The sequence below is a fragment of the Caulobacter sp. AVps18 genome, assembly GCF_058681425.1.
In genome coordinates this window covers 1,431,396-1,444,842 of sequence record NZ_CM178737.1, presented here as the reverse complement: position 1 = coordinate 1,444,842, position 13,447 = coordinate 1,431,396, and the positions used below count along the sequence as shown (strand labels likewise).

Genomic DNA, 13,447 nt, shown 5'->3' with positions numbered 1-13,447 from the left:
CTTTAGCGCCCGCCGCGCGGATTGTCGAAGCCGGGCGGGCGACATGGGCCCGCCGCGTTGGCGGCTTGTTCACCATCCTTGCGGCATAGAAAGCGTCAGAAACCAATACGGACGACACCATGCACGCGCTCCGCCGCCTTCTGAAGCCGCCGCGCAACGCCTTCAACGCCCTGGTGCGACGGCTAGGCGGCGACCAGACCGGCGCGGTCGCGGTGCAGTTCGCGTTCCTGGCCCTGCCCATCGCCCTGCTGTGCTTTGGCCTGCTGGACATGAACCGGGTCAGCCTGCAGCGCCGGCAACTGCAGGACGGCCTGGACGCGGCCGCGCTGATCGCCGCCCGCTCGACGGCAAAGACCGACGCCGAAATCGACGCCGCGGGCGACGCGGCCCTCGCAGCCGAACTGCTTGGCCTGAACATATCGGTGAGCTCCGCGTCATCGACCTTCAAGTCCGGGCCGGACAATTCGGTGGTCGCCTCGGTCAAGACCGATCTGAAGCCGATCATCTCCAACCTCTGGACCAATGCCGACGTGACGGTGACCGCCCTGACCACCGTCAAGCGGGGGCAGGACGCCCCGGTGGAGTTGGTGATGGTGCTGGACACGACCGGCTCGATGGCCGGCACCAAACTGACCACCCTGAAGACCGCTGCGACCTCCCTGATCGACAAGCTGACAGTGGGCGGCACCGCCAATGTGAAGATCGGCGTCGTCCCCTTCGCCCAGTACGTCAATGTCGGCGTCGCCAATCGCAAACAGAGCTGGATCAGCGTCCCGGACGATTATACGACCACGACGACCACCAAGGGCACCTGCACGACGGTCTCGACCAAGACCACCTGTCAGACCCAGACCTATGCCTGCACCAAATATACCGACGGTGTGGCCTATGCCTCGACCTGCAGCCGTTCGATCAATTGCGTCACCACGCCGATCACGCCGGTGACGACCTGCACCGCCGACAAGATCACAACCAACACCTTCAAGTTCTCCGGCTGCGTCGGCTCGCCCGCCTATCCCAAGAACGTGTCCGACAGCGATTCCACGCGGGTCTATCCCGGGTTCATGAACCAGACCTGCGCCACGGCCATTACACCCCTAACCAAAACGGTCGCCACGACCAAGGCGGCGATCACGGCCCTGACCGCCACGGGGGACACCTATATCCCGTCGGGCCTGGCCTGGGGCTTCAACATGCTGTCCTCGGCCCAACCCCTGACGGATGCGGCCATCTATGACCCCAGCGGCCTCAATCGAAAGCCGCGCAAGGCCATGGTGCTGATGACCGACGGCGCCAATTCCAAGCTGATGAACGCCGGCAACGGCCGGCATGACGTCAATCCGACGCCGACCCTGGACAGCCCCGCCACCCAGGCCAATACCTATACGGCCGAGCTGTGCGCCAACATCAAGGCCAAGAACATCGAGGTTTTTACCGTCGCATTTAATGTAACGGATACCAAGATCAAGACCATTCTAAAGGGCTGCGCTAGCGACGACAGTCACTATTTCGACGCCACAGATACAGCAGGCCTTCTCAACGCTTTCCAGAACATCGCCGACGCCCTGCGAAATCTATACATCGCGCGATAGAGGCAAATTTCATCTAAAATTGGTTTACGGCCCATTGTTCATCCCTATTTCCGAATTGGTCAGGCTCGGAAGTTAGGTTGAGGGACGAGCAAGGGGCGTAAACAGTGATCAAGGTGCGGCGTCTGCTTTCCATCGCCAAGGCCCGACTTGGCGTCGCAGCGGCCGACGAGCGCGGCGCGGTGGCCGTGCAGTTCGCCTTTGTTGCCCTGCCCATCGCCATCCTGTCTTTTGGCCTGCTGGACATGAACCGGGTCAGTCTGCAGCGCCGCCAACTGCAGGACGCCCTGGACGCCGCGACCCTGATCGCGGCCCGCTCCACCGCCGTGACCGACACGGCCCTCGATACGGTGGGCGACGCGGCGTTCCAGGCAGAGATGGGCGGCCTGGGAGTGACCCTGACCGGCACAAACTCGACCTTCATGGTCGGCACCGACAACAAGGTGATCGGCACGGTGTCGGTGATGATCAAGCCGATCATCACCAACCTCTGGACCCAGACCGACATGCCGGTGACGGCGAGAGCCGAAGTGGTGCGCTCGGTCAATAAGCTGGAAGTCGCCCTGGTACTGGACAACACGGGCTCGATGGCCAGCAACCTGGGCAGTGGCGGCACCAAGATCAACGCCCTGATCGCTGCCTCCAAGAACATGGTCGACACGCTCTACGCCGCCGCCGCCCGTGCCTCGGAATCCGACGCGGTGAAGATCGCCGTGGTGCCGTTCTCAATGACCGTGAATGTGGGCTCGACCTATTCGTCGGCGAACTGGATCAGCGGGACCATGCCGGCATCCAGCTACTACGGCCCGGACGTGTTCGCGACGCCGCAAAACCGCTTCACGATGATGACCCAAACCGGAACCACCTGGGCGGGTTGCATCGAGAGCCGGCCAGATCCGTATGACACTGTCGACGACGCACCCCTGGCCTCGGCGCCGGCGTCCATGTTCATACCCTTCTTCGCGCCCGACGAACCTGACGACAATACCGTAAACTACCCGTCCTCTACGTCGAAATACCGCGACGCCAGAACCCGAAATAACGGCGAAATTTACAACAATTGGATCACCGACGACAAATCCAGTTCGGTTGACTGGTTCACTCGCCAGGGTGAAGTGGCGAAGTATGCTTCAAATAACAAGTCCAAGGTAATCAACGACGCCAAGACCGGCACCAATTACGGACCCAATGACGGTTGCGGCATCGCCAGCGTCCTGCGGATGACCAATGTACGCACCAGCGCCGGCGCCACGACGGTCAAGGACAAGCTCGACGACATGGTGGCCACCGGCAACACCAACGTCGCCATGGGCGCGGTGTGGGGCTGGCACATGATCTCGCCCAACGCCCCGTTCGCCGACGGCTCAGCCTATGGAGCCAAGAATGTCAGCAAGGTGATCGTACTGCTGACCGACGGCGACAACGTCATGAGCGAGACCGGAAACCCTAACGACTCGACCTATAGCGGCTATGGCTATGTCTGGCAGAAACGCCTGAAGAACGCCTCGAACATATCGCTGGAGTCTGGCGCGACCGCGACCCAGAGGCGCGACGCCATGGACAGTCGCCAGAAGAAGACCTGCGCCAACGCCAAGGCCAAGGGCGTGATCATCTACAGCATCGGGGTGGGCGTCTCGACCCACTCCAAGGCCATCCTCCAGACCTGCGCCACCTCGGCCGACAAATATTATGACGTCACCAACTCGGCCCAGCTGTCGGCCGTGTTCGACGCGATCGCCGGCTCGATCCAGAACCTGCGCATCGCCAAGTAGGGGTGCGAAACCTCGCGCCGCATTGACTCGCCCGGCTTCCCCCGTATTTTCCGCCGCGTTCGGGTGACTGGCGCTGGAGGTGGGCAACCACCGGGGAGCCCGCAACATTTTTCGCCGCGCGCCTGGGCTCCTTGACCGTCTTTCCATCAGACCCGGAGTCCCGCCGTGCCCGCCGCCCCCGACTATCCGTCCGCCCCCGATCTCGTCGCCCCCAAACGCGCCCTCCTGTCGGTCTCCGACAAGACCGGTCTGGTCGAGGCAGCGAAGGTGCTGCACGAAGCCGGCGTCGAGCTGGTCTCGACCGGCGGCACCAAGGCGGCCATCGCGGCGGCCGGCCTGCCGGTGAAAGATGTGTCGGACCTGACGGGCTTTCCCGAAATGATGGACGGCCGGGTCAAGACCCTGCACCCCATCGTCCACGGCGGGCTGCTGGGCGTGCGCGACGCCCCCGAGCACGCCCAGGCCATGGCCGACCACGGCATCGGCGGCATCGATATCCTGTATGTGAACCTCTATCCGTTCGAGGCCACGGTCGCCAAGGGCGGGTCCTACGCCGAATGCGTCGAGAACATCGACATCGGCGGCCCGGCCATGATCCGCTCGGCGGCCAAGAACCACGGCTATGTCGCGGTCTGCACCGACCCGTCGGACGTGGCCGAAGTGCTCGAAGCCCTGAAGGCCGGCGGCACCACCCTGGCCCTGCGTCAGACCCTGGCGGCCCGCGCCTATGCCCGCACGGCGGCCTATGACGCGGCCATCTCGGCCTGGTTCGCGGCCGCTCTGGGCCAGGACTTCCCGGCCCGCAAGGCCATCGCCGGCGAACTGCGTCAGGTGATGCGCTATGGCGAGAACCCGCACCAGAAAGCGGCCTTCTATGCGTTCTCCAATCCCCGCGTCGGCGTGGCCACGGCCACCCAGCTGCAGGGCAAGGAACTGAGCTACAACAACATCAACGACACCGACGCGGCCTTCGAGCTGATCGCCGAGTTCGATCCCGCCAACGGCCCGGCCGTGGCGATCATCAAGCACGCCAATCCCTGCGGCGTGGCCGTGGGCGGCTCCCAGCGCGAGGCCTATGAGCGGGCCCTGGCCTGCGACCCGACCTCGGCCTTCGGCGGCATCGTGGCGGTCAACAGCCGCCTGACCCGCGAGGCCGCCCTTGCGATGGTCGAGATCTTCACCGAGGTGGTGATCGCCCCCGAAGCTGACGACGACGCCATCGCCGTGTTCGCCGCCAAGAAGAACCTGCGCCTGCTGGTCACCGGCGGCCTGCCCGACGCGCTGTCGACCGGCGACACCTTCAAGAGCGTGGCCGGCGGCTTCCTGGTTCAGTCCCGTGATGACGCGCGCATCAAGGCGAGCGACCTTAAGATCGTCACTGACCGCCAGCCGACCGAGACCGAGGTGCGCGACATGCTGTTCGCCTTCACCGTGGGCAAGCACGTCAAGTCCAACGCCATCGTCTATGCCCGCGACGGCCAGACCCTGGGCGTCGGCGCCGGCCAGATGAACCGCAAGGACTCGGCCCGGATCGCAGCCCTGCGCGCGGCCGATTTCGGCCTGGACCTGAAGGGTTGCGCCTGCGCGTCGGAAGCCTTCTTCCCGTTCGCCGACGGCCTGATCCAGGCCGCAGAAGCCGGTGCCACCGCCATCATCCAGCCGGGCGGCTCGATGCGCGACGGCGAGGTGATCGAAGCCGCCAACAAGCTGGGCCTTACAATGGCCTTCACGGGCGTGCGAGTGTTCCGCCACTAGGCCACCAAAGCGAGAGCCCGACATGGACAGCGCTACCTGGGGAGCCAAGCTGGCTTCCGCCTCGAAGGTGTTCAAGCCTTCCGGGCCGGGTCCCTTTCCGGTGGCGCTGATCCTGCACGGCTGCGGCGGCAAGACGCCGTTCCTCGAGGACTATGCCCAGGTGGCGGTTCAGGCCGGCTATGCGGCCGTGGTGGTCGATTCCCTCAAGCCGCGCGGCATGTCGACCCTGGACGCCAAGCTGTTCGTCTGCACCGGCGTGGCGCTGCAGGGCCTCAAGCGCTCGGCCGACCTGTTCGCCATGCTGGCCTGGCTGGACACGCAGGGCTGGGCCGATCCCTCGCGGGTGTTCCTGGCCGGCTGGAGCCATGGCGGCTGGACGATCATGGACGGCTACGCCATCGGCGAAAACGCGGCGCGGGCCACGGGCCTGGCCGACGCCGATCCGGCCAGACTGCGGGCCAGCGTCAAGGGCGCCCTGCTGGTCTATCCCTATGCCAGCTATCCGTCCCTGACCTCCAGCCGGGGCTGGGGCGGACCGGGGCCGCGCGTATGGTCAGTGCTGGGCGGCAAGGACCAGGTGGTCGGCTGGAAGAACCCCAAGAAGGCGCTGGAGCGGCTGGCCCGCGACGGACTCTCAGTCGATACCGTCTTTCTGCCCGACGCCACCCATGCCTATGACGACAACAAGGCCAATGACCCGCGCGCCAAGTATCGTCCTGACCTGTTTGGCCAGACCCGCGACTACTTCGCCAGGGCGCTGGGCGAAGCCCTGAAGGGCTAGGCGACCGCCGCCGTCTCGGCCCTGCGCCGGATCGGGCTCGGGCCCCGATAGAGCCGCCGCCAGGCCCACTCCAGCGGCCCCATGGTGAAGCGGTCCATCCACCACTTCGACCAAAGGATCTGCGCGATCCAGATGGCCACGACGATCAGGGCCAGGCCAGGACGATCGACCTTGCCGTGCAGGCCAAAGCCCCGGCCGCCATAGAAGATCGCCGTCATGATCAGCGACTGGGTCAGGTAGTTGGTGAAGGCCATCTGGCCCACCGGGGCCAGCACCCGGGGGATAGCGCTCCAGAACCCGGCCCCGCGAGCCGCAAAGACCATCAGGCTGACATAGGCCAGGGTGGTCAGGGGCGCGCTGGCCATCTGGAAGGCCTCGGTGGCCTGAAGGAAATCGCGCGACAGGCCGGTGGCGACCGAGGCCGTCAGCAGCGCTCCGGTCCCGGCCAGGGCCAGCAGACCCACGACCGTCAGCACGACATAGGTGGGCGTGGAGGCCTCCCCTTTGAACACGCCGGCCTTGAAACAGCCGAGGCCGACCATCATCAGGCTGGTGGTCATGAAGATGATGATCAGTTCTCCCGGCAGAAGCTCCAGCCGGTCGCGGGCGTTCTGGATCAGGGACTGCAGGAATGTGCCGCCATACTGGATCTCGGCGAGATTGGCCTTGGCCTTGAACTCGGCCAGCCCCGCCGCCTGCTTGGCCGCATCGTCGGGTCCCAGGACTGCAAACGCGAAGCCGACGATGATCAGGGCCGAGAACAGGCTCCAGATGCTGATCCCTACCGTGAGCAGGCGCTTTGGGGTCCAGGATCGCACGAGCAGGATCGCAAATCCGGCCAGGGCGTAGCTGAGCAACACGTCGCCAAACCAGATGGCGAAGCCGTGCAGCAGGCCAAAGGCGACCATCCACATCAACCGCTTGCGCAGGATCGCGCCTTTCCCGGTGTCCGACCGCTCGCCGCCGACCAGAAAGATCGAGATCCCGAACAGCATCGCAAACAGGGTGACGAACTTGCGCTGGAACAGCCATTGAGTGGCGAACCACACCGAAACGGTGTCGGCGCCCGTGCCGTGCGGCCAGTGCCGCACCGATTCGGCCAGGCCGGGCGAGACCGCAAAGTCAGGCGCATTGCAGATCAGGATACCCAGAACGCCCAACCCCCGCAGGGAGTCGAGCAGGGTGATACGCGTCTTGGTCATGCAAGCCCCCCGGCGTTGAGCGTCGAGCCTAGTCCCCGGGAGCCTGCGCCTACAACGACAAGTTTGTGCCGAAGCGTCAGTCGCCCGGCGGCGCCCGTTCGGGAACCTTGATCAGCACCGCCGCGCCCGCGATCATGAACAGGGCCGAGACCGCCACGGCGATCCGCTGGTCGCCGATCAGGCTGGTGCCGAAGGCGATCACCAGCGGGGCCATGAAGGCCGTGGCCTTGCCCGACAGGGCGTAGAGCCCAAACCACCGCCCGGTCTCGCCCGCCGGGGCCAGTTCCGCCATCCAGGCCCGCAGCGACGCCTGGGCCGGACCGAAGGTCAGGCCCACGAACAGGCTGAAGAACAGGAAGGCCCGCTCGGGCGTGCTGGAGAACAGCGCCCCGCCGGGAACCGCCGGATCGACCGGCAGGACGAAGAACAGCGTATCCTTGCCCACGCAGCCGACGCCGGCCGCGCCGAACAGCACAACCGCCACGGCGATCAGCACCGTGGTCTTGCTGCCGATCTTCTGGTCGATGCGGCCGCCGATGAAGGTGCCGATCCCGGCCATCACCGACAGGGCGATGGCGTAGAGGCCAAGCTGGGTGGTGGTCCAGCCGAACAGACCGGCCGCCAGCACCCCGCCAAAGGCGATGAAGCTGGAAATGCCGTCGCCCAGCAGCATCCGCCCGATCAGGAACTTCAGCATGTGCGGCTTGGCCGGCAGGGTTCTGATCGTCGCCCACAGCTCAGCCAGGGGCCTTGTCCCGCTGGCCGGTGGCGGCTTGGGCGCGCTGAGCATCAGGGGCCAGCTGAACAGCAGGAACCACAGGGCCACCATGGGCCCCACGATGCGGTCAGGCTCATGCAGGGCCTTGGACAGACCCAGCCACGGCTTTTCAGGCAGGGAGAAGGCGAACAGCACGATGAACAGCGAGATCAGCGCCCCGACATAGGCCAGGGCCCAGGCGGTGCCTGACAGACGCCCCACCTGCCCTTCCTTTGCCACGATGGGCAGCAGGGCGTTCATCACCGAGCCCCCCAGCTCGGCCGTCACCCCGGCCACGACCAGGCAGGCCAGGATGGGGATGATGCGGGAGGTCTCGCCCGGCACCGCCCACCACAGGCCGGCGCTGGCGATCACGAACGGAACCGCCAGGCCGATCAGCCAGGCACGGGGATTGCGCTGCGCATCCACCGCCGCTCCGACCAGTGGACTGAAGACGGCGATGGCCAGGCCGGAGATCGCGCCGGCATAGCCCAGCAGGCTCTGGCCCCGCGCCGCATCGCCGACAAAGCCGGCAGCGAAATAGGGCGTGAAGATGAAGGTCGCGATCAGCGCCCAATAGGGCTGCTGGGCCCATTCATAGGCCGTCCACGCCGCCCGTTGCCGATCACCCTGGTTCATCTGCGCCCCCGCCTCGTCCTCCCACGGGGGAGGACGCGCAAGAGTCAGCCCTAACCTGCGCTCGCCAGTTCCCGCAACGCCGCATTGGCGATGGTCAGCTTGGCGAAGGTCCAGCCACCGCCGGCCTGCTCAATATCTTCCACCGTGCGCTTGGCGGCGCGGACGCGCTCCATGCGCAGCGCCGACCACGAGGTCACCGCCGCCTTGGCCGAAAGCTCGTCTTCGCCGGCCTGGGCGTTGGCCGAGAACTTCAGCACCGTCTGGGTGATCGCCGTCTGCTCGCTGAGCAGGTCCTCGATCAGGCGGCGCACGGCCAGCCGCTCGAAAGCGTCGCCGCCGACAAAGGCGCCGGCCGCGCCGCGCAGGCGGTCAAACCCGAAGGCCGCGCCCGCCTGATGATAGAGTCGCGCCACGTTCTGCACGCTCCAACTGGAGGCGTTGGCCAGATCGACAAGGTCAGCCGCTGTGGTCAGGGGCTGCAGGGCGGCAACAGCCTGAGCCAGGGCCTGCGGCGCGCCGTCGGCGACATAGGCCTTGACCCGCTTGGCCACAGCCTTCTGCTCGAAGCTGGACAGTACCGCGGGGGTCAGGGTCCGCAGTTGCGCCACGGACGGGCCGTAGCTGTCGATCAGGCTCTTGACCGAGGCCTTGTCACGCTGGGCCCGGCGCGCCAGCCAGAAGGTCAGGCTGCGCAGGGCATAGCTGAGCGCCTTGTAAAGCGCCGTCTGACCGGCGGCCGAAGCCTGGCCGTCGAGGGCCGAGACCTGATCCCACAGGGGATCGATCCCCAGAATCTGGCGGGCGGCGGTGAAGCCGGTGACCAGGGCGTCAGCGTCGCAGCCCGCAGCGGCCTTGAGCCGCGAGGCGAAGGTCGGCCCGCACATATTGACCATCTGGTTGCAGACCAACGTGGCGATGATCTCGCGCTTCAGGCGGTGCTTCTGCATCTGGTCGGCATAGCGATCGAGGGCCGGCGGGAAATAGCCGCGCAGGGTGGCCTCGAACCAGGGATCGTCGGGAGCCTGCGAGGCGACGATGTCGTCGAACAGGTCAATCTTGCCATAGGCCAGCAGCACGGCCAGCTCGGGCCGGGTCAGACCCTTGCCCGACGCCGCGCGCTCCAGCAGCACGGTGTTGCCCGGCAGCCCCTCAACCTTGCGGTCCAGACGCCCACGGTTTTCCAGATCGGTCATGTAACGGGCGTGACTGTCGACCTCGGACACCGCGTCGCTTTCCAGCAGGGTCAGGGCCAGGGTCTGGTCGTAGTTGTCTTCCAGCACGTGGCTGGCGACGTCGTCGGTCATGGTCGGCAGCAACTGGTTGCGGGCTTCCCGTGTCAGCAGGCCCGAACGCTCCAGAAGACCGGTGAGGATCTTGATATTGACCTCGTGGTCGGAGCTGTCGACGCCGGCCGAGTTGTCGATGGCGTCAGTATTGATGTGGCCGCCAGCGGACGCGAACTCGATGCGGCCGGCCTGGGTCAGGCCCAGATTGGCGCCCTCGCCCACCACCTTGACCCGCAGGTCGGCGCCGTTCACGCGGATGGCGTCATTGGCCTTGTCGCCGGCGTCGCCGTTGCTCTCGCCGCGGGCCTTCACATAGGTGCCGATGCCGCCCAGATAGAGCAGCTCGGCCTTCGATTTCAGGATCGCGGTCATCAGCTCGGCGGGCGAGACGGCCTCGGCCTTGATCTCGAAAAGGGCGCGGACCTCGGCCGACAACGAGATGCTCTTGAGTGTGCGCGGGAACACGCCGCCGCCCGCCGAGATCTTGCTCTTGTCGTAGTCGTCCCACGAGGAACGCGGCAGCTTGAACATCCGGTCCCGCTCGGCCCAGGAGACGGCGGCGTCCGGATCGGGATCGAGGAAGATGTGGCGATGGTCGAAGGCGGCCAGCAGTTTCGTCTGCTTGGACAGCAGCATGCCGTTGCCGAACACGTCGCCGCTCATGTCGCCCACGCCGACCACGGTGAAGGGCTGGTTCTGGATATCCTTGCCCAGTTCCCGGAAGTGGCGCTTGACCGCCTCCCACGCGCCGCGCGCGGTGATGCCCATGACCTTGTGGTCATAGCCCACCGAGCCGCCCGAGGCGAAGGCGTCGCCCAGCCAGAAGCCGTAGTCCTCGGCCACGCCGTTGGCGATGTCGGAGAAGGTGGCCGTGCCCTTGTCGGCGGCGACGACCAGATAGGGGTCCTCGCCGTCATGCACGACGACCGAAGGCGGCGGCACAACCTTGTTGTCGGCGTCGATATTGTCGGTGATGTCCAGCAGGCCCGACAGGAAGGTCTTGTAGGCCCGGATCGCCTCGGCCTGGATCGCATCGCGATCGCCGCCGCGCGGCAGCTGCTTGGGATAGAAGCCCCCCTTGCTGCCGACCGGCACGATCACCGCGTTCTTGACCTGCTGGGCCTTGACCAGGCCCAGGACCTCGGTGCGGAAATCGTCGCGACGATCGGACCACCGCAGGCCGCCGCGCGCCACCGGGCCAAAGCGAAGGTGAACGCCCTCGACATGCGGGGCCGAGATGAAGATCTCGCGATAGGGCTTGGGGGCCGGCAGGTCTTCCAGGTCGCGAGAGACGATCTTGAAGCTGATATAGGACTTGGGCTGACCGTCCGCGCCGGGCTGGTAGAAGTTGGTCCGCTGGATGGCCCCGACGAGGGCGGCGATGCGGCGCAGGACGCGGTCGGCATCGAGACTTTCAACGGCCTGCAAGGCCTCGTTGATCCGGGCCTCGACCGACCTGGCCTGCTCCTGGCGAGTCTTGAGGTCGGCGGCGACAGCCGGGTGGAACTTGGTCTGGAACAGGTCAAGGATCAGCCGGGCGACGCCGGAATGCTCGCTGAGGGCGGCTTCCTGCACCTGCTGGCTGGGATCCAGGCCCGATTGCTGACGATAGCGCGCCAGGGCGCGCAGCAGCGCGGCCTCGCGCCAGGTGACGCCCAGCTCCAGCACGATCCGGTTGAAGCCGTCATTCTCGGCCCGGCCCGTCCAGATGGCGATGAACGAGTCTTCGAACGCTTCACGGATCTCGTCGAACACCAGCTGTTCGCCGTTGGGGTCATCGAGGACAAATTCGTGAACCCAGACCAGATGCGGGCCGTCGGCTTCCTTGAGGCTGAGCCGGAATCCATCCTCGATCAGCGCCTTGAGGCCCATCCGTTCAAGGATCGGCAGGACCTCGGCCAGCGGGGCCGCCTGGTTGCGCAGATAGAGCTTGAAACGGAAGGTGCGGGGACCGTCTTCAGGGCGACGGAAGGCGCGAACCCGGGGCCTCCCCCCTTCCTCAATCTGCTCGATGACATCAATGTCGGCCAGGGCTTCGATGGCGTCGTACTGATCACGATAGCCGGGCGGAAACCCGCGGCCGTAGCGGCTCAGAAGCGCCCGAACGCCGCCGGCCGGCGCGCCACCGGCCCGAACCACGGTCTCGAACCGGTCTTCCCAGGTCAGGGCCGTATCGGCGATCCGCGCTTCGATGGCGCCCAGATCAGGGTCGGGATGGTCGCCAGGAAGAACCTCGATAATGTACTGCGCGCGCGCCAGCGGAGAGTCGGAAATCTCGGGATAGTATTCCAGGACCGACCCGTCATAGGCGTCGGCGAGGATCGCGCCGGCCCGCTCGCACACCTCGGTATCGAAGCGTTCGCGGGGAATATAGACCAGCACCGAAACAAAGCGGTCGAACGGGTCAATCCGGGTGAACAGCCGCACGCGCGGGCGATCGATGAGGTGCAGGACCCCCAGCGCCATGCTCAGCAGATCGTCTTCGTGGGTCTGAAACAGCTCGTCGCGCGGCCAGGTTTCGAGGATATTGCGCAGACGCTTTTCGTTGTGGCTGCCGGGGGCCTTGGCCGCGCGACGCATGATCCGTGATACCCGCCGGCGGATCAGCGGTACTGCATGGGCCGGCGTTTCATAGGCTTCGGCCGTAAAGAGACCGACAAACCGCACCTCGCCCGAAGGCTTGCCGTCAGGGCCGTAGCGGCGAACCCCGACATAATCCATGAAGCCGCGACGGTGTACGCGGGAACGCAGGTTGGACTTGGCGACCACGACCGGCGCGCCGGTCTCCAGCTGACGCCGCAGTTGCTGGGAGAGCAGGGCCGGCTCATTGGCGCGGCGCAACACGGCGCGACTGGAGTCGCGCAGTACACCCAGGCTGTCTTCTGCCTCGTACAGAGGCTCTTCGGCGGCATAGCCGCCGTCGGCCGACCGGGGATAGTCATAGACCCGGGCCCCGAGGAACACGAAGTTGTCGTCCTCAAGCCAGCGCAGGAAGGCGATATCCTCCTGGCGGCCTTCTTCGCTGCCGACTCCGTGGGTGGCCGACAGTTCGCCTGCGGCCCTGTGCATCAACTCGCGCATCGCCTGGAAATCGCCGACCGCCCGACGCACATCGGCCAGGGTTTCGCGCACCTGCTCGATCAAGCCCTCGGCGCGGTCCTCCCCCACCGGGTCAAGGTGCACCTGGATCAGCGAGCGCCGCACGCCGCCGATCTCGACCACGGGGTGAAACATCGCGCGGACGCGAAAGCCTGACTCGCTGATTTCGCCCATGACGCTGTCGACCAGAAACGGCCGGTCCGGTTGGACGATTTCCAGAAGATCGCGCCCCAGGGCAGCACCGGCCGCGTTCAGCGACGGACGCAGGCGCACGACCGGCGTATCGCCGGTGATCTCGGACGCAAAGGTCCAGAAATCGGAAAGAGCCTGGGCTGCTGAAGCCGCAGCCAGGACGGGGGCGTCTTCGACGGCCCAGTCAGCATCGACCTGGGCCAGAAAGTCCCGTTCGGCCAGGGGTAGCGCCTGTAGCGTTTTGCCTCGAATTCTCGAATATGCCGCCGCCAATGTGCCTTCGAGGTGGATTACGGCGCTATTCATGTTCGTCTCACGAAGATTTTTCGCTAAAAATAGCCCAAATTCGTAAACAGTACACGCACGTCCTTACCC

The 13,447-nt window shown here is 66.0% G+C and carries 7 protein-coding genes and 1 riboswitch; of the genes, 4 read left to right on the top strand and 3 right to left on the bottom strand.

Going from position 1 to position 13,447, the window contains the following annotated elements; translation table 11 throughout:
* Positions 1-119 precede the first annotated feature (119 nt).
* The 4 genes from ACW179_RS06715 (at position 120) to ACW179_RS06700 (ending at position 5,897) form a co-directional block, all read left to right on the top strand.
* On the top strand, positions 120-1,592 hold the full coding sequence (locus tag ACW179_RS06715; RefSeq protein WP_492063526.1) for a TadE/TadG family type IV pilus assembly protein: 1,473 nt from the start codon (positions 120-122) through the stop codon (positions 1,590-1,592).
* A 104-nt stretch (positions 1,593-1,696) separates the two neighbouring features.
* Positions 1,697-3,361, top strand: a complete 1,665-nt coding sequence (locus tag ACW179_RS06710; RefSeq protein ID WP_492063525.1) for a TadE/TadG family type IV pilus assembly protein — start codon at positions 1,697-1,699, stop codon at positions 3,359-3,361.
* Positions 3,362-3,414: 53 nt separating this feature from the next.
* Positions 3,415-3,496: riboswitch (ZMP/ZTP riboswitch) on the top strand.
* Positions 3,497-3,526: 30 nt separating this feature from the next.
* Complete coding sequence (gene purH / locus ACW179_RS06705) at positions 3,527-5,116, top strand: bifunctional phosphoribosylaminoimidazolecarboxamide formyltransferase/IMP cyclohydrolase (RefSeq protein WP_492063524.1); 1,590 nt, start codon at positions 3,527-3,529, stop codon at positions 5,114-5,116.
* 22 nt (positions 5,117-5,138) lie between these two features.
* The gene (locus ACW179_RS06700; protein WP_492063523.1) at positions 5,139-5,897 is read left to right on the top strand and encodes a dienelactone hydrolase family protein; all 759 of its coding nucleotides are present in this window, start codon (positions 5,139-5,141) and stop codon (positions 5,895-5,897) included.
* Here ACW179_RS06700 and ACW179_RS06695 read toward each other — a convergent pair.
* The 3 genes from ACW179_RS06695 to ACW179_RS06685 all read right to left on the bottom strand — a co-directional run bounded on the left by ACW179_RS06695 (position 5,894) and on the right by ACW179_RS06685 (position 13,378).
* Entirely contained in the window at positions 5,894-7,099 is a 1,206-nt protein-coding gene (locus ACW179_RS06695) for a DUF418 domain-containing protein (RefSeq protein ID WP_492063522.1), read from the bottom strand. The genes ACW179_RS06700 and ACW179_RS06695 overlap by 4 nt on opposite strands.
* A 76-nt stretch (positions 7,100-7,175) precedes the next feature.
* Positions 7,176-8,495 carry an MFS transporter gene (locus ACW179_RS06690; RefSeq protein ID WP_492063521.1) on the bottom strand — a complete coding sequence of 440 codons (1,320 nt, stop codon included), beginning with the start codon at positions 8,493-8,495 and terminating at the stop codon, positions 7,176-7,178.
* Between the two features lie 50 nt (positions 8,496-8,545).
* On the bottom strand, positions 8,546-13,378 hold the full coding sequence (locus tag ACW179_RS06685; protein WP_492063520.1) for an NAD-glutamate dehydrogenase: 4,833 nt from the start codon (positions 13,376-13,378) through the stop codon (positions 8,546-8,548).
* Between the last annotated feature and the right edge of the window lie 69 nt (positions 13,379-13,447).